20 protein-coding genes are annotated in these 25042 nt (G+C 38.4%); 9 read left to right on the top strand and 11 right to left on the bottom strand.

What is annotated here, in order from left to right; translation table 11 throughout:
• Window positions 1-60: 60 nt before the first annotated feature.
• The 3 genes from hemL to RFW85_RS04320 form a co-directional block, all read right to left on the bottom strand.
• A complete protein-coding gene (hemL, locus tag RFW85_RS04310; RefSeq protein WP_016146072.1) occupies window positions 61-1359 on the bottom strand; it encodes a glutamate-1-semialdehyde 2,1-aminomutase in 1299 nt (432 codons plus the stop codon).
• A gap of 42 nt (window positions 1360-1401) precedes the next feature.
• Window positions 1402-2013, bottom strand: coding sequence for a thiamine phosphate synthase (thiE, locus tag RFW85_RS04315; RefSeq protein ID WP_309171169.1), 612 nt, complete (start codon window positions 2011-2013; stop codon window positions 1402-1404).
• A 116-nt stretch (window positions 2014-2129) separates the two neighbouring features.
• Complete coding sequence (locus RFW85_RS04320; RefSeq protein ID WP_080947611.1) at window positions 2130-2513, bottom strand: DUF962 domain-containing protein; 384 nt, start codon at window positions 2511-2513, stop codon at window positions 2130-2132.
• A gap of 165 nt (window positions 2514-2678) precedes the next feature.
• Between RFW85_RS04320 and RFW85_RS04335 the strand changes: the two genes are divergently transcribed.
• Window positions 2679-4142, top strand: a complete 1464-nt coding sequence (locus RFW85_RS04335) for a CYTH and CHAD domain-containing protein (RefSeq protein WP_170249466.1) — start codon at window positions 2679-2681, stop codon at window positions 4140-4142.
• Between the two features lie 35 nt (window positions 4143-4177).
• Here RFW85_RS04335 and RFW85_RS04340 read toward each other — a convergent pair whose 3' ends face one another.
• Window positions 4178-4810 carry a hypothetical protein gene (locus RFW85_RS04340; RefSeq protein ID WP_170249467.1) on the bottom strand — a complete coding sequence of 211 codons (633 nt, stop codon included), beginning with the start codon at window positions 4808-4810 and terminating at the stop codon, window positions 4178-4180.
• Window positions 4811-4917: 107 nt separating this feature from the next.
• Here RFW85_RS04340 and RFW85_RS04345 point away from each other — a divergent pair, with 107 nt between their 5' ends.
• Complete coding sequence (locus RFW85_RS04345; protein ID WP_002118682.1) at window positions 4918-5301, top strand: DUF3144 domain-containing protein; 384 nt, start codon at window positions 4918-4920, stop codon at window positions 5299-5301.
• Window positions 5302-5362: 61 nt separating this feature from the next.
• On the opposite strand, the gene RFW85_RS04350 is transcribed toward RFW85_RS04345, so the two are convergent.
• From RFW85_RS04350 to RFW85_RS04365, 4 genes are all read right to left on the bottom strand, one after another.
• A complete protein-coding gene (locus RFW85_RS04350) occupies window positions 5363-8125 on the bottom strand; it encodes a pitrilysin family protein (RefSeq protein ID WP_170249468.1) in 2763 nt (920 codons plus the stop codon).
• Window positions 8126-8247: 122 nt separating this feature from the next.
• Window positions 8248-9063, bottom strand: coding sequence for a PhzF family phenazine biosynthesis protein (locus RFW85_RS04355; RefSeq protein WP_170249469.1), 816 nt, complete (start codon window positions 9061-9063; stop codon window positions 8248-8250).
• 149 nt (window positions 9064-9212) lie between these two features.
• Complete coding sequence (locus RFW85_RS04360; protein WP_170249470.1) at window positions 9213-10607, bottom strand: L-cystine transporter; 1395 nt, start codon at window positions 10605-10607, stop codon at window positions 9213-9215.
• A gap of 208 nt (window positions 10608-10815) precedes the next feature.
• The gene (locus RFW85_RS04365; protein WP_170249471.1) at window positions 10816-11697 is read right to left on the bottom strand and encodes a LysR family transcriptional regulator; all 882 of its coding nucleotides are present in this window, start codon (window positions 11695-11697) and stop codon (window positions 10816-10818) included.
• Between the two features lie 96 nt (window positions 11698-11793).
• On the opposite strand from RFW85_RS04365, the gene RFW85_RS04370 reads away from it, so the two are divergent.
• Together RFW85_RS04370 and RFW85_RS04375 are read left to right on the top strand one after the other, a co-directional pair.
• Entirely contained in the window at window positions 11794-12972 is a 1179-nt protein-coding gene (locus tag RFW85_RS04370) for a YbfB/YjiJ family MFS transporter (RefSeq protein ID WP_216076582.1), read from the top strand.
• Window positions 12969-13094 (top strand): hypothetical protein, encoded by a 126-nt coding sequence (locus tag RFW85_RS04375; protein WP_170249472.1) that lies wholly within the window; start codon window positions 12969-12971, stop codon window positions 13092-13094. The genes RFW85_RS04370 and RFW85_RS04375 overlap by 4 nt, the downstream gene beginning before the upstream one ends.
• Before the next feature lie 40 nt (window positions 13095-13134).
• Here the strand turns inward: RFW85_RS04375 and icd are convergent, their stop codons facing one another.
• Complete coding sequence (icd, locus tag RFW85_RS04380) at window positions 13135-14391, bottom strand: NADP-dependent isocitrate dehydrogenase (protein WP_170249473.1); 1257 nt, start codon at window positions 14389-14391, stop codon at window positions 13135-13137.
• Between the two features lie 196 nt (window positions 14392-14587).
• Here icd and RFW85_RS04385 point away from each other — a divergent pair, with 196 nt between their 5' ends.
• Window positions 14588-15376, top strand: a complete 789-nt coding sequence (locus tag RFW85_RS04385) for an rRNA large subunit pseudouridine synthase E (RefSeq protein WP_170249474.1) — start codon at window positions 14588-14590, stop codon at window positions 15374-15376.
• A gap of 115 nt (window positions 15377-15491) precedes the next feature.
• Here the strand turns inward: RFW85_RS04385 and RFW85_RS04390 are convergent, their stop codons facing one another.
• Both RFW85_RS04390 and RFW85_RS04395 read right to left on the bottom strand, forming a co-directional pair.
• The gene (locus tag RFW85_RS04390; protein WP_170249475.1) at window positions 15492-17729 is read right to left on the bottom strand and encodes an NADP-dependent isocitrate dehydrogenase; all 2238 of its coding nucleotides are present in this window, start codon (window positions 17727-17729) and stop codon (window positions 15492-15494) included.
• A 400-nt stretch (window positions 17730-18129) separates the two neighbouring features.
• Entirely contained in the window at window positions 18130-19833 is a 1704-nt protein-coding gene (locus RFW85_RS04395; protein ID WP_170249476.1) for a M61 family metallopeptidase, read from the bottom strand.
• Between the two features lie 170 nt (window positions 19834-20003).
• Here RFW85_RS04395 and RFW85_RS04400 point away from each other — a divergent pair, with 170 nt between their 5' ends.
• The 4 genes from RFW85_RS04400 (at window position 20004) to RFW85_RS04415 (ending at window position 24886) form a co-directional block, all read left to right on the top strand.
• Complete coding sequence (locus RFW85_RS04400; RefSeq protein WP_170249477.1) at window positions 20004-21323, top strand: D-alanyl-D-alanine carboxypeptidase PBP6B; 1320 nt, start codon at window positions 20004-20006, stop codon at window positions 21321-21323.
• 97 nt (window positions 21324-21420) lie between these two features.
• Entirely contained in the window at window positions 21421-22707 is a 1287-nt protein-coding gene (locus RFW85_RS04405; RefSeq protein ID WP_170249478.1) for an NAD(P)/FAD-dependent oxidoreductase, read from the top strand.
• 135 nt (window positions 22708-22842) lie between these two features.
• Window positions 22843-23325 carry a peptidylprolyl isomerase gene (locus tag RFW85_RS04410; RefSeq protein ID WP_002118581.1) on the top strand — a complete coding sequence of 161 codons (483 nt, stop codon included), beginning with the start codon at window positions 22843-22845 and terminating at the stop codon, window positions 23323-23325.
• Between the two features lie 118 nt (window positions 23326-23443).
• Window positions 23444-24886: a deoxyribodipyrimidine photo-lyase gene (locus RFW85_RS04415; protein ID WP_170249479.1), complete on the top strand. Its 1443-nt coding sequence runs from the start codon at window positions 23444-23446 to the stop codon at window positions 24884-24886.
• Window positions 24887-25042 lie beyond the last annotated feature (156 nt).

A 25042-nucleotide genomic window follows, 5' to 3' on the forward strand; every position in this document is an offset into this window, starting at 1 on the left:
TTCTCTACAAATATAAAAATAGCTCAAATTAAAAAGCCCATTTAACACGGGCTTTTTTGCTTACTTCATTTCAGCGAATGTTTCTTTTGCAGCCTGAATCGTAAATTCAATATCTTCATCAGAATGTGCAGATGAAATAAAGCCTGCTTCAAATGCTGAAGGTGCCAAGTTGACCCCACGTTTTAACATGCCATGGAAGAACTTTTTGAAAGCTTCAATATCACATGCCAACATAGAGTCAAAGCTTGTAATGTCTTCTTGGTCGGTAAAGTAAAGACCGAACATTGCGCCAGCTTGCTGAGTCTTAAATGGAATACCCGCTTCATCAGCTGCAGCTTGTAAGCCTGCAAGTAACTTTTCAAGTTGAGCAGATAATTTGCTGTAAAAGTCAGGTTGGCGTAAATGTTTAAACATTTCAATACCAGCACGCATAGCAAGTGGGTTACCAGATAATGTACCTGCTTGGTATACACCACCTAAAGGTGCAATGCATTCCATGATTTCACGCTTACCACCAAATGCACCAACAGGCAGACCTGCACCAATAATTTTACCTAAAGTCGTTAAATCAGGTTTAACGTTATAAACTGATTGCGCACCGCCTAAAGCAACACGGAAGCCTGTCATCACTTCATCAATAATGAATACAGATTTATATTCATCACAAATATCACGAATGGCTTGTAAGAAACCGTCGATTGGTTTCACCATATTCATGTTACCCGCGACTGGTTCAATAATAACACCCGCAATTTCATGGCCGAACTTAGCAAAGCATTCTTTTAATGCAGCAATATCATTATACGGCAGCGTTAAAGTATGTTTAGCAAAATCAACTGGAACACCCTTTGAAGTAGGTTCACCTTCACCTAAAGTAAGTAAGCCCGAACCTGCTTTTACTAAAAGTGAGTCTGAGTGGCCGTGGTAACAACCTTCAAATTTCACGATTTTGTCACGGCCAGTATAACCACGCGCTAAACGAATAGCCGTCATGGTTGCTTCTGTACCTGAGTTGGTCATACGTACCAATTCAATTGATGGCATGATTTCACAGATAATATCTGCCAATGTTGTTTCGTGTACGGTTGGTGCGCCAAAACTTAAGCCGTCTTCTGCTGCTGTTTGTACAGCCTTAATAATCTCTGGATGAGCATGACCTAAAATCATTGGTCCCCAAGAACCAACATAATCAACATAACGCTTACCATCCACATCCCATAAATAAGCACCTTTTGCTTTCTCGATGAAAACCGGTGTTCCTCCAACGCCATTAAAGGCACGTACCGGAGAGTTCACACCACCTGGAATGTGTTTGCTGGCTTGTTTAAATAACTGTTCTTGCTTTGGAGATAAACTCATGGAAATGCTCGTCTTAAATATCTAAAAAATAATTTTGAAAGCTTAAGAAAATAATTGTGCCCAGGCCTGTACACGGGCAGGAATTTCAGCAGTTGATCGGCCTAATATATCACTAATGACTGCACACAGGTCAGCCCCAGCTTCAATCACTGGTTGTGAGTTTTCAACAGTTAAACCACCAATCGCACAAATTGGTACATCATATTGGGCTGCTGCTTGCTTAATCACTTCGATCCCCACATTACCTGCTTCAGGTTTTGTAGAGGTCGCATAGACCGCACCAAATGCAATATAAGTCGCGCCATCTGTAATTGCTTTTTGTGCAAGTTCTAATGAGTTCAGGCAAGTACGGCCAATAATGACGCCTTCTGGTAATTGCGATTTTGCATCAGTAATTTCGCCATCACTTTGCCCTAAATGCACACCTAAACCAAACTGAGCGGCCAGTTTTAGGTCATCATTAATGACAAAAGGAACTTGATATTTTTCACACAATAATTTGATTTGTTCGACTTCTGCGGGTTGCTCTGCTTTGTCTATTTTCTTACGGCGGTACTGTAAAATTGCGACCTGATGAGTTGCGAGTGCGGCATCTAGTTTTTCTAATAATAGTTGGATTGGGTCATCGTTGGTAATGAGGTATAAACCGCGCATACTCTACTCTCGCTTTTAAAAACTTCGCTAGTATAACGGATTTATAGGCCATCATAAGTACCGATTGATATAGGCTTACCAGTACCAATCGGTATATTTAAAAGAGAAAGTAAAAATTAACTCGGAATTTTGTCGTGTTTACGATCAACCAAACTCAAACGGCCACGTGCAACATCAGACAACATTCGCCAATCAGAAATAAAGCTATAGAAAGGTTGTTTAAAACTGGCAGGCTTATTTTTTTCAAACATAAAATGTCCAATCCATGCACACGCATAGCCAGACACTAAACCATAGAGTGCATATTTTGCTTGTTTCTTACGAATTGCTTTTGAAAAAAAGTATATGCCAATACTGCTACCCACCACATGCAAACGTCTGCTCATGATGTTACGGTGTTCAGTTAAATAAAAACGATAAAATTCCTGATAATTTTTAATCGGCAATTCAAACTCTGGCTGAGCTTCATGGCTAAAGTTCACTGGTGCATTCACGATCATCTTCCTGATTTTTATTTGATCAAAACGTCACCTGATTGTACACCTAAATAAAAGTGTAGCGTCATATGTTTGATTGTAACTTTCTCTATCAAAACCATTATTTTTAGAGCTAAGCTATTATACTTATTCAAGATAGTCTAAATACCTGATTCAGGGAGATATATTATGGTCGAAGTCGAACTAAAGTTTCAGTTACCTGAATCGAAGAAAAAAACTGTCCAGCAATACTTAAAAAAACACAAAGCAAAGAATATTCACTTACAGGCAAAGTATTACGATACTCCTGATCGACTGCTTGCAAAAAACGGTATGGCCTTACGTTTACGTAAAGAAGATGATCAATGGGTACAAACATTTAAAGCCGCAGGTCAAAGCCATCTCCACCGTGTTGAAGAAGAAATTCATTTAGGTGTGTGTGACCAAGAACCTGACTTAAACCTTGAGTTATATCAAGATAATAAAGTGGTAACTGATTTAATTAATACGGCTTTAGGAACAGAAGCCGAAAAATTAAGTTTGCAGTTTGAGACTGATGTACAGCGCACCTACCATGTGTTTGAAGCAGATAATACAGCGATTGAAGTTTGCTTAGATGATGGGGTCGTAAAAACAGCGGATGCACAAAGTGTAATTTGTGAAGTCGAATTTGAACTCAAACAAGGGGCTGTGAAAACGCTCATTCAGTTTGCGCAGCAATGGATTAATCGTTACGCACTTTGGCTTGATGTAAGAAGCAAAGCCGAACGTGGCAACTTATTAGCATTAGGACAAGCCGCCTCACCTGCTGTTCATGCTAAAAGTCTGACATTAAATAAAGATATTACTGCTGAACAGGCTCTAAAAAAGATTGTCGAAAACTGTTTAGGGCAATTCTTACCAAATATGGCTGTCATTGCCGATGGAGTTGCCAAAGCTGAGCATATCCATCAGGCACGTGTCAGCTTACGTCGTTTACGTAGTGCCCTTAAGCATTTTGCAGGTTGGTCAAGCGAGCTAAATCCTGTTTGGGAAGAACAAATTGCCGAGCTTTTCCGTAAACTTGGAGACACTCGTGATGAAGATGCGATTCGCACCGAAGTGTTACCTATTATTCAACAACATGGATCACCTGAACTTTTACTACCAGTTTCAGCTCAGCCCTCAAAAGAACTCTCAACAATCTTTACCTCTGCGGACACGATTAAGCTATTACTCGATTTATTAGCATTTGCTTATTCAGAAGAAGATTCAGACAGCAAAACAGGTGGATTAAAAAAACACATTAAAAAGAGTTTAGATAAGTTACATCATCAAGTGATTAATAATGCTGAACACTTCTCTGAGCTTGAAGTGAATGAACAGCACAAAATAAGAAAGCAAGCTAAACAGTTACGTTATTGTGTTGAGTTTATTTCGAGCCTTTATCCAAATAAAAAAGTACAGCAATATTTAAAACAGCTACAACCTGTGCAAAATACCCTAGGTCAATATAACGATTTGTTTATTGCAGAAGGTATTTTTAACAATGTGGTTGAACAAGATCCGTCTTTCTGGTTTGCTCTAGGCTGGGTCAAAGCCAAACAGCCACAATTACAAAAGCGCTCAGCAAAAGCTTTACAGGCTTTTAGTGAGGTTGAAACTTTCTGGTAATTTATAAAAAGTCGCTGTAAACAAGCAGCGACTTTTTATCGGTATTTACCAAATACTTTCCATACGCCGTTATCTGCTAAGGGATCACTATAGCTATCGCTGCGTTGTTTTCTTGGCTTATCACGAGCATCGACCAGTTTAAAATGCGGCTCAATCCCTAGCACAATCCCATTAGTATAAAAGCGTGAACGTGTATATTCGCTTTGTCCATGCTGGAATACATAGGTTCTTAAATCGATGAATTCACGGTGAGCAACCAGAGCCGCGGTATCATCACTTTGCAACCATTCTTGCATCGTAAAAATCTGATCAGTTTCGAACTGCCCGCATTTTTCAATAAGACTCGCAACACCGCGAAAAGTTTTAGATTCTTTTGCGCGTGTTTTATTAATCCGAATTCGGTCTACGTGAAAAAAGAATAGCGGTAAATTTAAATGACTTGGCAAATGAATCGCATCTGGTAATTCATCTTCCATAAATGGCTGAAAAAGCTCTTGCGCCCTTTCAATTAGCCCCTGCCATTGACGGTAGTAGTTTTCGACTTCTTCTTGCAAGCCATAATAAATGGGCAATCCTTCGACATGCTCTAAATATTGAGGTGGGAAAACATGCTGGCGTAATAAAGCAATATCTGTCTTTAAACTTTGAATAGCAATTGCATCTTGCATATTAGTTTCTCCTACCAATACTTAGGCTATTTACAGACTAAGTCAAAGGTTTTGTTTCCGCAAGCGTTTGCCTATAATAAGCAGCTCTATTTTTGCGGGAATAAGTCATGTCTCAAAAGATTAATGCAACAGATATTACTGAAGAAGAAGCATTAAATGCTGTTTTCTTTGAGCGTGCGGATGAATTTATTAAACAAGCTAATGATTTTTGTCGCCCGCCAAAAGATAAAAAAGTAGATCCAGCTGAGCTACGTGGTCAAGTGAGTGCTGCAATGTTATTTGCCACTGCCCGTTTCAATACGTGGGTAGCAGCAAATAACTTTAAAGATGGTAATGAAATGCGTGATGCGAAAGATCAGGTCATGTCTTACCTTCTTCAGCAGTTTCAGATGATGCTTGAAGATAACTTCGATGAGTATTGTGAACAATTCGAAAATTATTTACGTTTCCGTAAAAATGAAGATTTTCACGCGCACAAACATGATCATTAATATGATTTAAAGACCTAAATAAAAAGCCACTTTTCAGTGGCTTTTTATTTACGAGAAGACTTTATTTTTTTGCTGCCTGACCATATTGATCAGCCATCACTTCGACTAAATGTTCAGGTTTAATATACTTCTTAATTACTCTATTAATGTCAGCAACAGTCAATTTAGTTAACTCTTGATCATGACGAATTCGGTCTTGCAATGTTTTGTTTGTTTCAAGCTGTAGATTTAACATGCCATGAATATTACGCTCATCTTCTAGTGCCGTAACTCGTTTCTTCATGATATCTGCTTTAGCAGCTTCAAGCTCTTGCTCAGTTACACCGTTTTTAACCAAATCATTTAACACTTTATGTATTGATGCAGACACTTGTGCTGAGCGACCCGAAGTATAATTTGCACTAATACTCAAAGCCCCTACATTCGTGTCACGGTCAAGTTGCAGCCCACTTCCAAAACCATACACCAACGCATTTTTCTCACGAAGCTCTTGAGCTAAACGTGATGAAATTTGAGATTCCCCTAAAATATAATTCATTAAAATGAGAGCAGATGCATCTGGATGGTTTTTCCCAACTGGAATTGAAAGCACACTTTGGTAGCTACCAAATTCGCGCTGCTCAGACAAAACATGAACTTGCTGTGCTGGAAAATCAACGTGATCAATCAAGATTTTTTGATATGGTTGCTTACCGTTCCAACGACCAAATTCCTGATTCAGTAATTTCTGCATCTTTTTCGCATCAAATTCACCTGTAATGGCAATTTGAGCATGGTTCATTGCAAAGAAACGCTCATATAACTCTTTCACCTGTTCTTGAGTTGCATTTTTCAACTGCTGTTTTGCCAGTTCAGGTTCAAAGTGATAACGCAAATCACCTGGTTGATATTCTTCAAGCAACCGTGAAAGTGTTAAGCCAGCCACTACATCTGGCTCAGTATAAGGGCGATCAAGGCTTGATAAGCTTTGCGATTTAATTAAATCAAATTGAGATTGTTCAAATTTCGGATTTTTCATCACATCAAGAACAAACTTGAAAAACTCATCAAATTTTTCTGATTTAGACTGAATATTAATGGTCATGCCATTGCCATCAGCACTTGCATAAGCCGCACCGCCTGCATCAATTGATTTATCAGCAATATCTTGCAAACTGTATTTATCAGAACCACGAAGCAATAAGTATGACGTTAAATCAACTACCGTACCTTTATTAAATAAAGATTTTTCTGTTCCGAAGTCCATCGTAATCGTTGCATAAGTCCGATCATCACGTGTTTCAACTGGGAATAAAGCATACTTCATTCCATTTTTTAGTTTTCCACGAATAATCTTTTTCTCATTGCTTTCAACATATTGCTTTGAAGTTTTTAAAAACTCAGCAACTTCTTGTTGATATACTTTCGGATCTTTTAAAGGCTCAGCCTTTGCTTCGACCTGATCTAGAGTTTTAGGCGACTCTTTTGAATTTTGCTGTTGAGCTTTTTTCTGGTCTTCGGGGGTTGGCAAAATGTCGCCATCAATACGATGCTCAGCCACAAGGAACTGCTTTAAAGTTTGATTCACTTCATCTAGCTTAACTTTTTCTACTGAATCCAAATCTTTAAAATATTGATCCCATTGCCCGCCAGCGACGGTGTAATCACTTAACCGTGACCCAAGTGCTACCGCATCTTTAGTGATTAAGTCACCTTGAGTTTTCATTAAACTTTTAACACGATTTAATTCAACCTCAGTAAAAGGCTTCCCTTTTTCAATGCCCGCTAACAAAGAGCTTTCAACTTTTTTTGGGTCATTACTAGGTGAATAAATGGCACCAAGAAAGACCACATTAAAATCTTGATCTAGCCAAGTACTCGCATCAACATTTGTGGTAATACCTGTTTCAACCATGTTCTGGTATAAGTGACCACTTGGCTGCATTGTATATAACAAAGGCGCTAAAGCGAGCGTGGGCTGAATTTTGGTATTTTTACCATTCATATAGATATGGAATTTAGCGAGATCGCTCCCCTTTTTCACCATAAACTGACGATTTTTTATTTTTGTAGAGTCGAGCACAGGAATCTGTACAGGCTTAGGAACAGCTCTTGCCGCGATTGGGCTAAAATATTGATCTATTGTTTTTAAGACATCTGTCTTATCGAACTTACCTGAAATCACCATGACTGCATTATTAGGTGCATACCAGCTACGATAGAACTGGTTTAATTCAGGCATTTTAATCGATTTAAGCTCAGGTAAATCGCCAATCGGTAAACGACCTAAATATTGGTTACCATAAGCTGACTTCCACATTTGATCCATCAGCACAGCAAAAGGCTGATCCATACGGACCTCACGTTCGCGTTTTACGATTTCAATTTCAGAAGGAACAAATTTTTCTTGAAGAACTAATTTATCCATACGTTCAGATTCAAGATACAGCACCTGATCAAGCGCAGTTTTTTCTGGACGAACAATATTGGTATATTTGGTCGAGTAATAATCGGTACTAGCGTTTGTCATCAATGTATATTGATCTAAACGACGCTGGAATTCTTCCCCTTTAACATTTTGTGTCCCCTTAAAAGCCAAGTGCTCAAGCAAATGAGCTAAGCCACTTTTACCTTGCGGGTCATTTAATGAGCCTGTTAAATAAATGGTATTAATAAAGATTTTATTTTCTTTGTCATTCGGCGCAAGTACAATCCGAAAACCATTATCTAATTTATATTCCTCAATATTTTGCTTACTTTTTACTAGTGTAGTTTGTGCCCAAGACGCAGCACTTAAACCAAGAATACATAGGGAGAGTGTCAGTTGTTTAAACTGCATAAACATATAAATACCAATTAATTTGAATAATAAAAAATCAATAGTTGTGGGACTATAGTAGGAAATTTAAGCTGACTTTCATAGTAAAGTTTTGAAAAAAAAGCCGTTTATTTAAACGGCCTTATATTTTAAGGAAAAATTTCAGCTTGCATATAAAGCTTCCCATACCCTGAAACTTCAATACGTTCCTGATTCAGGATATTGCAATATAAAACGCCTCCACGGCTAGAAGCCTGATAAGCCATAATATTATTTTTATCGAGTTTCTCTGCCCATAATGGTGCTATTGCCGTATGAATTGAACCCGTAACTGGATCTTCCTCAATGCCCGCGACAGGTGCAAAATAACGCGATACACAATCATATTGTTGATCGGCTTTTGAGGTGATTGCAACATCCATCCCTGCAGTGGTAATCGCAGTCCGTTTACCTAAGGCTTTAAGTAAGTTCATGTCAGGCTGCTCATCTAACACGTCTTGCACTGATTCATACTCAACAATGTAGGCTTGAACATTTTGATAAACCGCTTTAAAGGGTTTTGTTAATGCTTGACGTAAAAGAGCTGGATAATCTTCAACTTGATGAGCTTTGCGAATTGGAAAATCCATTCTGATTTTACCGTCTTCATCTTGGTGAACGATAAAAAGCCCTAAATTTCGGACATGAAAATTAAGAGTCTTTTTCTCGGTAAAATCTTTAAATAATACAAAAGCACTGGCAAGTGTGGCATGCCCACAGAAATCAACTTCGATCGTTGGAGTGAACCAACGGATTTCATAGTTTTCAGAGTCTATAATTTTTACAAAAGCAGTTTCAGATAAGTTGTTTTCAAGTGCTATCTTCTGCATTAAATCTACATCTAACCACTCTTTTTCAACAACGACAGCGGCTGGATTTCCACGAAATAACTCTTTTGTAAAAGCATCGACTTGATACATTTTCATGATAGTGCTCTCTTTTGTAATAGGCTCATTTTCGAAAATTATTTAAAAGAAAAACAGATACAGTTTTTTTAAAATTAACATCACAGTAATAATTTATGCATATAAAAAACGGCTCATCCAGAATAGAGAGCCGTTTTTTTTACTGATCTTTAATGATGTTGAGTTAATTCAATTTCATCTTCACTGTTTAATATTTCTTTATCAGTCTGGCCCATGAATTGACTCGTCACTACACCCGCAGTCATTGAACCATTTACGTTTAATGCAGTACGTCCCATATCAATGAGGGGTTCAATTGAAATAAGAAGCGCAACCAAAGTTACAGGTAAACCCATTGCAGGAAGAACAATCAGCGCAGCAAAAGTCGCACCACCACCTACTCCGGCAACCCCAATTGAACTTAAAGTCACAATACCAACTAACGATGCAATCCACATTGGATCTAAGGTGTTAATACCCATAGTAGGTGCAACCATCACCGCGAGCATTGCCGGATATAAACCTGCACAACCATTTTGACCAATAGTCGCCCCAAAAGAAGCAGAGAAACTTGCAATAGATTCAGGCACACCTAAACGACGAGTTTGTGTTTCAATGCTCAATGGAATACTGGCAGCACTTGAACGACTAGTAAATGCGAACGTTAAAACTGGAGCAACTTTCTTAAAGAATTTAAGAGGAGAAACACCCGTCATCATCAAAATAATGGCATGTACGATAAACATAATCACCAAGCCTAAATAAGACGCCACCAAGAAACCGCCTAGATTTAAGATATCTGCGACATTTGAACTAGCCACAACTTTGGTCATAAGCGCAAATACACCATACGGCGTAAGTGTCATCACGAGACGAACGAGTTTCATTACCCATGACTGCAACGTCTGAATCGCAGTCAGAATACGTTGACCTTTTTCTGCGTCGTCCTTCATTAGGTTAAGCGCTGCTATACCTAAAAAGACGGCGAAAATAACCACGCTAATAATTGAAGTTGGGTTTGCACCAGTTAATTCAGCAAATGGGTTACTTGGAATAAAGGAAAGAATAAACTGCGGTACACTTAAATCGGTAACTTTACCTACATAATCTGTATTAATCGCAGTTAAACGTGCAGTTTCAGCAGCACCTTGCACCAAACCTTTTGCCGTTAAGCCAAACAGATTGGTAACAAATACCCCTACCAGTGCAGCAATCAGCGTTGTAAAGAGTAAAGTACCGATCGTATAAAAACTGATTTTGCCTAAAGAAGATGCTTGGTGTAATTTTGCCACCGCTCCCAAAATAGACACAAATACCAAAGGCATCACAACCATTTGTAAAAGTTTTACATAGCCGTTTCCAACGATATTAAACCAGCTAATAGATTCAGCAAGAATCGGATGGCCACCGCCATAAATCAAATGTAGTCCTAAACCAAACACCACACCTAGAACTAAGCCAGCCAGAACTTTTTTCGATAAGCTCCAGTCCGTTTTACGTGTTTGGGCGAGTAAAAATATTAACCCGACAAAAACCACAATATTGATGATTAAGGGTATATTCATTCCCAAACTCCAAATTATTGCTTGTGTCATCTTTCAAGGGGGCATATTTGACCATAGCCGGCCTATATAAACTACCCTTTTCAACAATTTTATAGCATCAAGATGATTACAAACCTCTGTGAGAATATAAAATGACTTTTTCATACATATATATCACTTTTAATTTATAAATTAAGTTAGATATTTACGTATGAAAATCAATCACAACCTAAGCAACCTTTAATTGAAATTGTTGCTCAATAAAATGAATAAACTGCTTTAAATTGGTTCCCCATGTTTCAGGAGACTGGGCAACCAAGTAAGTAGTAAAATGAGCGGATTCAGTATTAAGTCCAAAACAATTGACTGAAACTTTATCTGCAACTTTTGTGAGATATGATTTCGGTAATAAAGCAAAACCCACCCCTAATTCGACACAGCTTACAATCCCGTCAAGACTGCCCATTTCCATAATTTGTGAAGGCGGAACACTGTGATCATTTAAAAACAACTCAATTGCATGTCGATATGAACACCCCTGCCGAAATGCAATAAATCTGGTCTTTGCAAGAGTCGCCTTGTCTGGGAAACCCTGTTGTTGCTTAGGACAAACCAAAACCAGCTCTTCATGCCATACAGGAAAACTATATAACTCAGGAATCGAATGTTTCGATGCCACAAAAGCACAGTCTAACTCCCCCTGATGTATTGCATTTAATAAATAACGGGTCGGATGAGTTTGAAGTTCAATAGGCAAAGTAGGATACTGCCTCATACATTGATTGAGTAATTGAGGTAGACGTATTGCTGCTGTCGTTTCCATACTGCCCAAACGAATGGATTCATTCGGATCAATATCACCTTCTTGAAAGATCTTCTTAGCTTTATCGTGCAATGCAATCATTTGAACAGCATAGCTATGTAACTGTTGTCCAGCATTCGTTAAAGTCACGGGGTTATTACGATTGAATAAAATAACCTCTAACTCTTCTTCAAGTTTTTTTATATGGCTCGTGATATTCGATTGAACCGTATACATTTTTTGTGCAGCCAATGAAAAACTTCCACTCTCTGCAACTGCTAAAAAAAACTCTAGAGACTTAAGCAACATACTACTATCTCAAAATAAGATAACAACTATCATATTAAATCATTTTTAAAGATTTAAAAACTCGCTTTTAATAATAAAAAAATTGAGCGTCCTCTCATGTCTACGTTTTATCGAATGAGCTTAATTGTCTTTTTGGCAACTTTTTTGGGAATTGGTGTTTTTAGGTTTTCCTATACCGCGCTCATGCCCATCATGATCGAGCAATACCATTGGACCCATGATTTTGCCAGTTACTTAGGCAGCGCAAATTTATTGGGATATCTCATTGGTGCTTTATTCGCCCTATTGAGTATTAAGGAAAAGTACATCCCACCCATGATTGTCTTGTCGGCTATAGCTGGCAGCCTCAGCCTACTCGGCTGTTCATTCATGGATATACCTTTGGTGTGGTTCATTTTTTGGCGTACGATTTCAGGTATTGCTGGCGGCTTACTTATGATTTTGGCGCCTAGCTTTGCGATGAAATACATTCCCACCACGCAAAGATTAAAAGTTAATTTCTTAGGATTTAGCGGAATTGGTGTGGGGGTGTTATCCGCCACCATTATTATTCCCCTACTTCAAAATATGCCTATTTATTATGTTTGGTATATTTTTGCTGGTCTTTCGCTATTAGGAAGCTTAACTCTTTATCGATTATCAAGTCCTAATACTGCCCAGATTATTAAACCACAATCGACCTCTCTACAAGCCTCACAAAAATCACGTTTAGGCCTTGTCATTATTATTGCCTATATGTGTAGTGCCTTTGCCTATATTCCACACTCTTTATTTTGGATGGACTATTTATCCGGAACTCTGCATTTTCCCTTACAGCAAAGGAATTTATTTTGGGTTCTCTATGGAGTGGGAAGCTGCATTGGTGCACTTGTCGCTTATTGCTTAAGCCGACTAATCGGATATCTACAGGCCATTAAATGGTTATATGGCATTTACTGCTTAGCCGTTGTTTTGCCTTTCCTTTCACATACCGCATCTTTACTGGCCTTATCTTCGCTTTTGACAGGCTTACTAACCCCCGCAACCGTATTTATTAGTTCTTATAGTCTGCTACAGATTTATGAGCAACATTATCAAAAGCTTTGGAGCTTTGCCACCATTGGCTTTGCTAGCACTCAGCTTTTAGGTGGGGTTGTCATTAGTACTTTGCATCATTTGAATTGGTCTTATGCACATCTCTTTCTTTTGAGTGGAACCGTTCTACTCTTTGCAGTTTGCCTTTTAACTCCCCTACACCCTTCTTTCATCTCAACCCTCGGAGAAACCAAATCATGAAATCTCTGTTCTTCCCGCTATTTTTAATTGCCTTTGTTCTTGTTATTCAGACCCTAGACCAGAGTTATCAAAAGAAAATCGGCTTTATTAAAACTCCGAAACATCCCGAATTTATGCAATAAAAAAAGCCCTCAGTTGAGGGCTTTTTTAAGGGAAATTTATTTAATCTCCCATATGTTTGATAATTGCATCACCAAATTCAGAACAACGTAACAAGGTTGCACCCGGCATTAGGCGCTCAAAATCGTAAGTTACGGTTTTGGCTGCAATTGCTCCAGAAATTCCTTTAATGATCAGATCAGCAGCCTCTGTCCACCCCATATCACGTAGCATCATTTCTGCAGAAAGAATAATAGAACCAGGGTTTACTTTATCTTGACCAGCATATTTAGGCGCAGTGCCATGAGTTGCTTCATAAACTGCAATTGCACCACCAATATTTGCACCAGGTGCAATACCAATGCCGCCTACTTCTGCTGCTAAAGCATCAGAAATATAATCACCGTTTAAATTTAGAGTAGCAATAACGGAGTAATCGGCTGGACGCATGAGGATCTGTTGTAAAAAGGCATCTGCAATCACATCTTTGATAATGATATCTTTACCAGTTCTTGGGTTTTTAATTTTAACCCATGGGCCACCATCAATTAGCTCTCCACCGAAACGATCCAGAGCCAATTCATAGCCCCATTCTTTAAATGCCCCTTCGGTATACTTCATGATATTACCCTTGTGAACCAGCGTCACAGAAGGCTTATCATTTTCGATTGCAAACTGAATGGCTTTACGGACTAAACGTTGTGTTCCTTCTTTTGAAACAGGTTTAATTCCAATACCACATCCTTCAGGGAAACGGATTTTTGTGACACCCATTTCTTCTTGAAGGAACTTAATGACTTTTTTTGCCTCTTCAGAATCGGCTTTCCATTCAATCCCTGCATAAATATCTTCCGAATTCTCACGGAAAATGACCATGTCAGTTAATTCTGGGTGTTGAACTGGTGAAGGAACACCTTCAAACCAACGCACTGGGCGTACGCAAACATATAGATCTAGTTCTTGGCGCAAAGCAACGTTGAGTGAACGAATGCCTCCACCAACTGGTGTGGTTAAAGGACCTTTGATTGATACAACGAACTCGCGAAGTGCTTCGAAAGTTTCTTCGGGCATATAGTTGCCATAAATTTTATTGGCTTTTTCGCCGCAATACACTTCCATCCATTCGATCGAGCGTTTGCCACCGTATGCTTTTAAAATAGCAGCGTCTACGACTACTTTCATTGTTGGTGTAATATCCACACCAATACCATCACCCTCAATGAAAGGAATAATTGGATGATTTGGTACGTTCAGTGATAGGTCTGCATTTACTTTGATTTTGTCGCCGTCGGCAGGAACCACGATCTTCTGATAACCCATTATGTAAATTCTCCCTTTTATAATACTTAATTAACTAAAAATAATTATCGATAAACAATACTTTCAACTTTTATTAACGCATAATAGCTTAATCGAATTTAATTCTTTTTGAGATTTATGTGGGAAATAAGCAAATTTCGCACTTAAATATAGCTCAATGTTTTCTCTAGTTATTTGAAAGAAGAAGCCATTTTTTATGAAAATTGTGATTCTCAACAAGCCTTATGACGTTCTCTCCCAGTTTCGTAAAGACGAAGCGCACATGACCGTCTCTGACTTTGTTGATGACCCGACTTTGCGCTTGGCAGGCCGTCTCGATATGGACTCTGAGGGTTTAGTTTTTTTAACCGATCATGGTGGTCTGAATCAGTTCATTACCAACCCTGCAAATAAAAAATACAAAACGTATTTAGTTCAAGTTGATGGCGATGTAACCGAAGAAGCGCTTGAGCAACTTCGTAAAGGTGTAGAACTGAATGATGGTATGACGCTTCCTGCAAAAGCCATTAAAGTCAGTGAACCTGAATGGTTATGGGAACGCAATCCACCCGTACGTTACCGTGCAAATATTCCAACATCTTGGATCGAGATTTCAATTTGTGAGGGCCGTAACCGCCAAGTTCGTCGTATGACTTCTGCGGTAGGTTTTCCAACTTTACGTTTAATTCGTACTAAAATTGGCTCAATCGATTTAGTTCAACTTGGCTTAAAACCGGGTGATGTAAAAGAAATTGAACCATTACTTTACCCTGACTTTAAAGATGTGCCAGCTGAACAACCTTATCGATCACGTTCATATGTGAAAAAGCCAGGCGGTACGGGTGGCAAACCAATTGTTCGCAAAAACAAAGATGGTTCTGCGAAAAAGTCTGGTACAAAACGTATTTGGCAAATGGATGAAAGCGAGAAACCACGTCGTAAGACTAATGGTACAACTCGTCCAAATACCAAAGCACCACGTGGTCGTGGCCGCAATAGTCGATAAGATTTAATCTTTTAAAGGCTCACTTAGGTGGGCTTTTTTAATGTCTTTTATTTTAGGCAATAAAAAACCGGTGCATATGCACCGGCTCTTAAGCTAATTACTAACGAGTTAGTAATTAAGCCTCAACTGTTGCAAGAGCTGCATTAAATGTAGCACTTGGACGCATTACAGCATTTACTTTAGTTGGGTCAATTGCGTAGTAACCACCGATGTCCGCTGGTTTACCTTGTACTTGAGCAAGTTCAGCAACAATCTTCTCTTCATTTTCAGCTAAAGCTTTAGCAAGAGGAGCAAATTTAGCTTTCAATTCAGCATCTTCGTTCTGAGCAGCAAGCGCTTCAGCCCAGTAAAGTGACAAGTAGAAGTGGCTGCCACGGTTGTCGATTTCACCAGTACGACGTGATGGAGACTTGTCATTGTCAAGCAATTTACCAGTCGCTTCATCAAGTGTCTTCGCAAGTAACTTAGCACGAGCATTATTTTCTTTAATGCCCATCTCTTCTAAAGATACTGCAAGCGCAAGGAACTCACCAAGTGAATCCCAACGTAAATGGTTTTCTTCAACAAGTTGTTGTACGTGTTTAGGCGCTGAACCACCAGCACCAGTTTCGTACATACCACCGCCCGCCATAAGCGGAACGATAGACAACATTTTTGCAGAAGTACCAAGTTCCATAATTGGGAACAAGTCAGTTAAGTAGTCACGTAAGATGTTACCAGTCACAGAAATTGTATCGAGGCCACGAACTACACGCTCAAGTGTGTAACGCATTGCACGTACTTGAGACATGATCTGGATATCAAGACCAGTCGTATCGTGATCTTTTAAATACTTCTGTACTTTCTTGATCAATTCATTTTCGTGTGGACGGTATGGGTCAAGCCAGAAGATCGCAGGCATGCCTGAGTTACGTGCACGAGTTACTGCAAGTTTTACCCAGTCACGAATCGGAGCGTCTTTCACCTGACACATACGCCAGATATCGCCTTCTTCAACATTTTGAGTCAATAACACTTCACCAGTGTCAAGATCAGTAATGTTTGCAATACCTGCTTCAGGAATTTCAAAAGTCTTGTCGTGAGAACCGTATTCTTCAGCTTTTTGAGCCATCAAACCAACGTTTGGTACTGTACCCATTGTTTTTGGATCAAAGTTACCATGCCATTTACAGAAATTGATCATTTCTTGGTAAATACGGGCAAATGTTGATTCTGGCATTACTGCTTTAGCATCGTATTGCTTACCATCAGCACCCCACATTTTACCACCAGCACGGATCATTGCAGGCATAGAAGCATCTACGATGATGTCGTTAGGTGAATGGAAGTTAGTGATGCCTTTTGCTGAGTCAACCATCGCAAGTGCAGGACGGTGTTCTTGGCAAGCATGTAAATCTTCAATGATTTCTTCACGTAATGAGGTTGGAAGAGTTTCGATTTTCTCGTATAACCCAGCCATACCGTTATTTACGTTAATACCTAATTCGTCAAACAACTTACCGTGTTTTTCGAAAGCTTCTTTATAGTAGATTTTCACACAGTGACCGAAAACGATCGGGTGTGAAACTTTCATCATTGTCGCTTTTACGTGTAAAGAGAATAAAATTCCCGCTTCTTTACAATCATCAAGTTCTTTTTCATAGAAATCACAAAGTGCTTTCTTGCTCATGAACATTGAATCAATGATTTCACCTTCTTGAAGCGCAACTTTTGGCTTAAGAACAATGCTCTTACCACTATTCGTGATAAGTTCCATTTTCACATTACGCGCGCGATCAAGTGTCATTGATTTTTCACCATGGTAGAAGTCACCTTCTTCCATATGTGAAACATGAGTTTGTGACCACTGTTTCCACTCGCTCATTGAATGAGGGTGTTTTTTCGCATAGTTTTTAACTGCTGCTGGAGCACGGCGGTCAGAGTTACCTTCACGAAGGACAGGGTTTACTGCTGAGCCAAGGCACTTACCATAACGAGCTTTGATTGATTTTTCTTCTTCAGTCGTTGGATTTTCCGGATAATCAGGAATTGCGTAACCTTTTGATTGAAGCTCTTTGATACATGCAGTTAATTGCGCAACAGACGCACTAATGTTCGGGAGTTTGATAATGTTTGTATCTGGATCTTGTGTAAGACGACCTAGCTCTGCAAGGTTGTCGGATACCTTTTGCTCTTCACTTAGGTAATCAGCGAATTCTGCGAGCACACGTGCAGCTACAGAGATGTCACTTTTAATAATCTCGATGCCAGCTGGCTTGGTAAAGGTCTCAATGATCGGCAGTAGCGAATAGGTCGCCAATAATGGCGCCTCATCAGTCAGTGTGTAAATAATAGTTGACTTTTCACCAGCCATATATAGCCCCTTCCGTTTGATTGAGTGTTGAGGACCGAGCTTGTGGCCCAGTGCCTACGAACCGATATGCTTAAATAAAACCCTGAGAGTATCGGCTCTCATTGTCTTCCAGTCAACGAAATATCCAGTGATAACGACATTTCGCAGCGAAATAATACATAATTTAAATCTATTGATAATATTCCTATACCCAACTTTAAGTAATACATCATTCATCATTACTTTTTTATGGACTGAATATGATTAAATTACATGAGATATCTTTCAGAGTTCTGACAATTATTATACTTTTCATTCAAAACAAACTCAAAGATAAAACGAATCTCATCGTTTAGTAGCACTTAAAAATAAAAAACCGATGTACAAAACATCGGTTTTTTATAAACTATTTAACTGTTATTTAAGCTTTTAACCATTTTTCAGTTTTAGCCTGATCTTCAATAATAAGTTCAACTTCAGTTAAATCAGATGTAGCACACTCAACTTCAAAAGATAGTAACTCATCGCGACGGAAAGCAAACACAGTATAAGTACCGCCCTGTTTTGCATACTTCTCAACAAGTTTAGTGGTCGCTTTTAAACCATCAATTGCAATAATTACATCATTGGCAGAAATACCTGCTTTAGCAGCTGCGCTATCACGGCGAGCGCTTTGCACGAGTACTCCTTCTGGCTTATCAACAAGTTTCAAACCAAGTGGCAAAGATTTGTCAGTTTTAACTCTATAACTTAAGCCAAACTCAGGGAACAGTTGATCAAGTGGCAATTCATCAGTGGTATTAATCAAATGATTAATTTGTTCAATCCAACTATCACCCGTCAGTTCTTTACATAAATCAAAAATGGTTCGCTCATTTACTTGCATACCATTTTGAGTGTTTTCATATAAGCGACGCATTAAAGCATCAAGACTAGAACCACGTAGACGTAAGCCTAAATCTAGACATAACGCAACTAACGAACCTTTATTGTAGTAACTGGTACCCGCATTATTCGAGTTTTCATCTTGACGATAAAATTTAATCCACGCGTCAAAACTTGACTCTGCAACTGTTTGAATAAAACGGCCTGGGTTTTGCAAATAACGGTCAATTTGTGCTTTGAGTAAATCAAGATAAGACTTCTGAGAAATCACACCGCTACGTAATAAAATCAGGTCATCGTAATATGAAGTAAAGCCTTCAAATATCCACAATAAAGACGTGTAGCCTTCTTGATGCAAATTATAGTTTGCAAAGTTTTCTGGGCGGATAAACTTGACTAACCATGAATGAAAATATTCATGACTACATAAGCCTAAAAAGCGTTGATAATCTTTAGAAGGTTCAGTGGGTTCATTCGACTTTGGCAAATCATCACGCGGTGTAATCAAGCTTGTGCTATTACAATGCTCTAATCCGCCATAACTATTCCCTGTTGCCATGGTCATAAAGGTATAGTTTTTAAATGGTGCTGATCCGAACATATTTATTTCAGCTGCACAAATTTTTTCAATATCGGCTTTTAGGCGATCAATATTGGTATTGTGCGAACCAGAAATTACGAACTCATGTTCAATACCGTTCGTCTCAAAACTAAAGCGTGTTTGATCAGCCAACTCAAATGGACTATCGATCAGTTGATCATAATGATCTGCTTTTAAAGTAAATCGACCTTTAACTAAGCTTTTTGAAGCTAAGCCCGTTGCTAACTGAAAATGCTTTAATTCATCTGGCAAGAAAACTTCGACTTCACAAGCAGACTGCTCCTGCCCCTCTAAAGCCAAACATACACACGCAGGATTAATATATAGACGAGTCTGGTCTATATACGCACCACGGACAGACAAATCATATGCATACACATCATATTCAATCGTCATTAATTCGTGGTCTGTATTAAATAAACGCCAGCGATTCTTGCTCGTTTTTTTAATGTCCAGCAGACGTCCAGCTTCATCATAAGCTTTAACGGATTCAATATGTTTTGAGAACTCTCGAATTAGATAACTACCCGGAATCCACGTTGGTAACCAAAGTTCCTGATTCGGGTTGGCTAAAAAACGAATTGTCACGTGAACAAGGTGCTGTTTGTAATCATCGAACTCAATTTGATAATGCAACATAAATTCTTCAATTTAAAAATAAGAACGGCTTCACATTAGATTATCACTTTTTTGTATCGTCTTGCGTAGATGTATTTTTTGGCAACAATTCACACTAGCCTTCCATGAAAAAAAGGCATAGCATGCTGTGCATCTGTGTCCCGTATTTGCCAGTGAAGTTAAGGTCATCCGTGAAATTTTTTCTATCTCTTTTTACCCTCTTTAGTATTTTTTGTACTACCCTAACCAATGCTGCATTACTCAATATTGCACCTGAAAGTGTTGAAGCTGCTGCATGGACTATTGTAGATACTCAATCGGGTCAAATCATTGCTGAACATAATAGCCATGTTCAACGCGCACCAGCATCTTTAACCAAAATGATGGTTGCATACATTGCCCTAAAAGAGATTAAAGCTGGAAAACTGAAAAAAGAAGAAATCATTACTGCAACTCCAGTGGTTAGTGTTGTGCAGTGGGATGAATCACAAATGTATCTTAAAGCTGGTGAACAAATTTCAGTTGATCAGTTATTGGCAGGTCTAATCGTGATGTCTGCTAATGATGCAGCCGTGACTTTAGCTGAAAAAATCTCTGGCGATGTTCCACGCTTCGTGCAGCGTATGAATCAGGAAGCTCAAGCTTTGGGTATGAAAGATACTCATTTTAGTAATCCTGCTGGAATTACAATGCCTGACCATTTCACTACAGCACACGACCTTAGCTTATTAAGTCAGGCATTAATTAAACAAACCCCTGAATATTTACATTATTCAAAAATGCCAAGCTTTAGCTATAACCAACGTTTCCACCACGCGACTAATCTTGCTTTGAAATATGATCCATCTGTAGATGGCTTAAAAACGGGATATACCAAGGCAGCAGGTTATAACTTGGCTTTAACAGCTTCACGTCCTTCATTCTCATCTGACTTAAGTCAAAGACGTTTATTAGTCATTGTTTTAGGTACACCGAGTGCTGTAAAACGCGCTGAGATTGCAGATAAATTAATGAATCTTGCTTATACCTATACACGTGATGAAGTGATTATTCCTGAGCAGAAATTAATTGCTGAACTACCTGTTGTAAAGTCGACTTTAAAAATGTTTAAGGTTGAAACAAAGCAACCGACAATTGTAACGACATCTTTATACGCAGACTCAGCACCAATTGACCTAAATACTTTTGATAATGTGACTCAACGCGTTCAAGTACTTGATAGCAATCAACAGCTAAAGGTGATTGCTCCACTTGAAACGACTCAGACCCATGTAAACATTGAACTCAATGAAAAACAATTAACTGCGCCATTAATGAAAGTCGTAAGTTTGGCAACAGTATCGATTTATCAAAATAATCAACTTATCCGTAGTCTTCAAATCGAAGATAACGTACATATTGAAGAAGCCAATATTTTCCAAAAAATCGCAATGTGGTTTTCTAGCCTCTTCTCTATTTTTTCATCAAGTGAACATAGTGCTGCAAAACTCTATCCAGTAGATTCGCACTAAAAACATCAAATTGTGCACAGACGCACAATAATTTTTATAAATAAAAGATGGCATAATTTAGCCATCTTTTTTTATAGAAAAATAATTAGGTGAAAAAATGGCCCAAAATTTACATCATATTGTAATTGTTGGTGGTGGTGCTGGCGGCTTAGAACTGGCAACACAACTCGGTGAAACTTTTGGGAAAAATCGTAAAGCAAAGATTACATTGGTTGACCAAAACCTTACCCATATTTGGAAACCATTGCTTCATGAAATTGCTGCTGGTTCTTTAAATCCCCACGAAGAACAAACTAACTATTTTGCGCACTCAGAAAAACATCATTACGAATTTGTGCTCGGAACATTAGTTGGGGTTAATAAAGATAAAAAATTAATTGAACTAATGCCCCCTCAAGTGTCTAAGGATCAACAGAATCATTCGCAAGAGCTAAGTTATGACACACTTATTTTAGCGCTTGGCTCAGTATCAAATGACTTTAATACAGCAGGTGTGCGTGAAAACTGCCATTTCCTTGATAGCAGAAAGCAAGCCGATATTTTCCAGCAAGATTTATTACATCTTTATATTGAAGCTCAAAATCAACCAAATCAGCGAACTTTAAATATTGGAATTGTTGGTGCGGGAGCAACAGGTGTAGAGCTTGCAGCTGAGTTAATTGAAACGACTAAAAACTTTTATCGATATGGTTTAAAGAAGATTCATCCCAACCAAGTCAAAATCACACTGATTGAAGCTTCTGAACGTATCTTACCTGCTTTAAATGATAAAACTGCTGAACACAGTGCAGGACAACTTAAAAAAATGGGTGTTGAAATTTTAACTCAACATCGTGTTGAAAAAATTGATAAACATTGCATCTACTTTAGTAATGGTAATCAACTCAAAAGTGATATTACCGTGTGGGCCGCAGGCGTAAAAGCACCGAAGGTATTAGAAAGTTTTACCGATTTTAAACGCGATAACATTAACCGCCTGATGGTCTATGCAACGTTGCAAACTTATTCTGATCCAAATGTATTTGCGTTTGGTGACTGTGCTCATTGCCAACTTGATGCAAGACATCCTCCACTTGGCCCGCGTGCTCAAGTTGCAAGCCAACAGGCCAGCTTCTTAGTCGATGCTATGGCTGCTCGACTAAATGGTCGATCACAGCCAATGTTTACGTTTAACGACAAAGGTTCTCTCGTGTCTTTAAGTCGTAATAAAGCCGTTGGAGAATTACTTGGGGATGTCAGCGTGCAAGGCTATATTGCAAAAACAATGTATGTCTCTTTATATCGTTTACATCAAGCAACGATTCACGGATATACTCAGGCTGGACTACTCACAATGAAAGATTTACTTACAAGACGTGTACGTCCAAAAATTAAGCTGTATTAAGTTGAATTTTTTAAGTTCGTCCCTATTTATATAAAAACGCATCAGAAAAAGTGCCAAAGATTAAGATTTTGTAGTCTACAAAATTTATTTTTCACTTTATGATGTACGCTTCAATTGATTGAATGGATCAAAAACATGACTGCTATTGCAAATAACCACGTGGTTTCATTCCACTACAAATTAACAAACGCTGAGGGTGAAACACTTGATCAATCTCAAGGTGAACCACTTGCCTATTTGCACGGTGCAGGCAATATCATTCCTGGTTTAGAAAATGCATTAACAGGTAAAACTGTTGGTGAAAAATTCACTGTTAACGTTCCAGCTGCTGAAGGTTATGGCGAATACAACCCTGACCTAGTACAAGAAGTTCCAGCTCAAATGTTCCAAGGTGTTGAGAACATTCAACCTGGCATGCAATTCCAAGCTCAAACAGATGACGGCGTACAGATCGTTACTGTTAAAGCGGTTGAAGGCGACAACGTTGTTGTTGATGCTAACTTCCCACTTGCTGGTCAAGATTTAACTTTTGAAGTTGAAATCGTAGAAATCCGTGACGCTTCTCAAGAAGAATTAGATCACGGTCACGTACACGGTGCTGGTGGTCATCACCACTAATTCATCTTTAAAGATGATAAGAGCAAAGCTTCGGCTTTGCTTTTTTTATGTATTTATTTTTATATAATATTTTGATAATAATTCTTTAACTCACTTCACTCTAAAAGGGCCAATTTTCATGTCAAACGTAAATCAGTTAATTTGGTTTCGTCAAGATTTGAGAGTTCGAGACCATGCTGCTTTATGGCATGCCTCTCAACAAGGGCCTTGTATTGGGTTAATTATTTTATCGCCTGAACAATGGAAAATGCATCACGATGCACCTATAAAAATTAATTTCTATCTACGTCAACTTCAACAACTCAAAAAAGAACTAGAACAACTTAATATTCCCCTTATTATCCAAGTCATTCCTTACTGGAAAGATATCGCTGATTATATTGGTGAACTTAGCACTCAACTTAATATTGAAAACGTCTATTCAAATATAGAGACCGGCGTTAATGAATTAAAAAGAGATAAAACTGTACAAGATTTTTTAAATCAACAAGGCAAAGAACTTTTTTTATTTCATGACCGTACGATTTTTCCTTTACGCTCTATTCGCAACCAGTCACAGCAGCCTTATCAGGTTTTCGGTGCATTCAAAAAAGCATGTTATTCAAAATTGGATATCAGTGGGTTACCTCAATGCTATCCGATTCCTGAAAAGCAAAATGCCTACCCGACCTCTTGTTCAAAAATAAACAGCTTAACTCTAAAAGATATTGAAGCTTTTTTTGAGCCTTCTGTTTCTAAAGAGCAACAAGACTTATGGCCAGCCGGAGAAGTTTTTGCTCTAGAGCAACTCGACGTATTTATTAAAGATCATCTATCTGATTATAAATCTAAACGTGACTTTCCCAATGTAAAAGGAACTAGCCAACTTTCTCCCTATTTAAACCTTGGGATTTTGTCTATCCGCCAGTGCCTGCAAGCTCTTTTTAGGGCTGAACATGGCAACTTTCATTTGACAAATGAAGGTCAGCAGACTTGGCTAGATGAGTTACTTTGGCGAGAATTTTATCAGCATATTTTATTTGATTTCCCCCATGTTTCTAAACACATTCCGTTTAAAAAAGATACTCAAAAAATTAAGTGGAGTCACAATCCAGAGCACCTAGCTGCATGGCAAACGGGCCAGACAGGTATACCGATTATTGATGCGGGTATGCGTCAACTTTTAAAAACTGGCTGGATGCATAATCGTGTACGCATGATTACAGCCATGTTTTTATGTAAAAACTTGCTCATCGATTGGCGAGCAGGTGAACAATGGTTTATGGAGCACTTAATCGATGGTGATTTAGCAGCAAATAATGGTGGCTGGCAATGGTGCGCTTCTACTGGAACTGATGCTGTACCTTACTTTAGAATTTTTAATCCTATTGCTCAATCAAAGAAATTTGATCCAAATGGAGATTATATTCGTCAATGGGTTGAAGAATTAGCTCATCTAGACAATAAAGCCATTCATGAGCCCTACTCGACCAAAACAAATACTCAGTTAAATTATCCAAAACCAATTGTTGATTTAAAAGAAACTCGTATTAAAGCAATTGAAACATTCAAGAACATTTAGACGCTACTTCTGTCTTTTGTGTTTATTTTTGATTAAAAAAAAACTAGAAATTTGACTATATTGTGACTTTACTCTAAAAATAATTCTAAAGGGATGATGTGTGCTGAAAAAACAGGAGGTTTTAACTTGGTAAACTAAACACACTCATCAGGAGTT

It is taken from the genome of Acinetobacter sp. 12966 (assembly GCF_031196995.1).
Taxonomy (GTDB): Bacteria; Pseudomonadota; Gammaproteobacteria; order Pseudomonadales; family Moraxellaceae; genus Acinetobacter; species Acinetobacter geminorum.

Excerpts from the sequence above, each read along its gene's own strand:
- hemL (WP_016146072.1), bottom strand. The coding sequence starts at position 1,359 with ATGAGTTTATCTCCAAAGCAAGAACAGTTATTTAAACAAGCCAGCAAA.
- thiE (WP_309171169.1), bottom strand. The coding sequence starts at position 2,013 with ATGCGCGGTTTATACCTCATTACCAACGATGACCCAATCCAACTATTA.
- RFW85_RS04320 (WP_080947611.1), bottom strand. The coding sequence starts at position 2,513 with ATGATCGTGAATGCACCAGTGAACTTTAGCCATGAAGCTCAGCCAGAG.
- RFW85_RS04335 (WP_170249466.1), top strand. The coding sequence starts at position 2,679 with ATGGTCGAAGTCGAACTAAAGTTTCAGTTACCTGAATCGAAGAAAAAA.
- RFW85_RS04340 (WP_170249467.1), bottom strand. The coding sequence starts at position 4,810 with ATGCAAGATGCAATTGCTATTCAAAGTTTAAAGACAGATATTGCTTTA.
- RFW85_RS04345 (WP_002118682.1), top strand. The coding sequence starts at position 4,918 with ATGTCTCAAAAGATTAATGCAACAGATATTACTGAAGAAGAAGCATTA.
- RFW85_RS04350 (WP_170249468.1), bottom strand. The coding sequence starts at position 8,125 with ATGTTTATGCAGTTTAAACAACTGACACTCTCCCTATGTATTCTTGGT.
- RFW85_RS04355 (WP_170249469.1), bottom strand. The coding sequence starts at position 9,063 with ATGAAAATGTATCAAGTCGATGCTTTTACAAAAGAGTTATTTCGTGGA.
- RFW85_RS04360 (WP_170249470.1), bottom strand. The coding sequence starts at position 10,607 with ATGAATATACCCTTAATCATCAATATTGTGGTTTTTGTCGGGTTAATA.
- RFW85_RS04365 (WP_170249471.1), bottom strand. The coding sequence starts at position 11,697 with ATGTTGCTTAAGTCTCTAGAGTTTTTTTTAGCAGTTGCAGAGAGTGGA.
- RFW85_RS04370 (WP_216076582.1), top strand. The coding sequence starts at position 11,794 with ATGTCTACGTTTTATCGAATGAGCTTAATTGTCTTTTTGGCAACTTTT.
- RFW85_RS04375 (WP_170249472.1), top strand. The coding sequence starts at position 12,969 with ATGAAATCTCTGTTCTTCCCGCTATTTTTAATTGCCTTTGTTCTTGTT.
- icd (WP_170249473.1), bottom strand. The coding sequence starts at position 14,391 with ATGGGTTATCAGAAGATCGTGGTTCCTGCCGACGGCGACAAAATCAAA.
- RFW85_RS04385 (WP_170249474.1), top strand. The coding sequence starts at position 14,588 with ATGAAAATTGTGATTCTCAACAAGCCTTATGACGTTCTCTCCCAGTTT.
- RFW85_RS04390 (WP_170249475.1), bottom strand. The coding sequence starts at position 17,729 with ATGGCTGGTGAAAAGTCAACTATTATTTACACACTGACTGATGAGGCG.
- RFW85_RS04395 (WP_170249476.1), bottom strand. The coding sequence starts at position 19,833 with ATGTTGCATTATCAAATTGAGTTCGATGATTACAAACAGCACCTTGTT.
- RFW85_RS04405 (WP_170249478.1), top strand. The coding sequence starts at position 21,421 with ATGGCCCAAAATTTACATCATATTGTAATTGTTGGTGGTGGTGCTGGC.
- RFW85_RS04410 (WP_002118581.1), top strand. The coding sequence starts at position 22,843 with ATGACTGCTATTGCAAATAACCACGTGGTTTCATTCCACTACAAATTA.
- RFW85_RS04415 (WP_170249479.1), top strand. The coding sequence starts at position 23,444 with ATGTCAAACGTAAATCAGTTAATTTGGTTTCGTCAAGATTTGAGAGTT.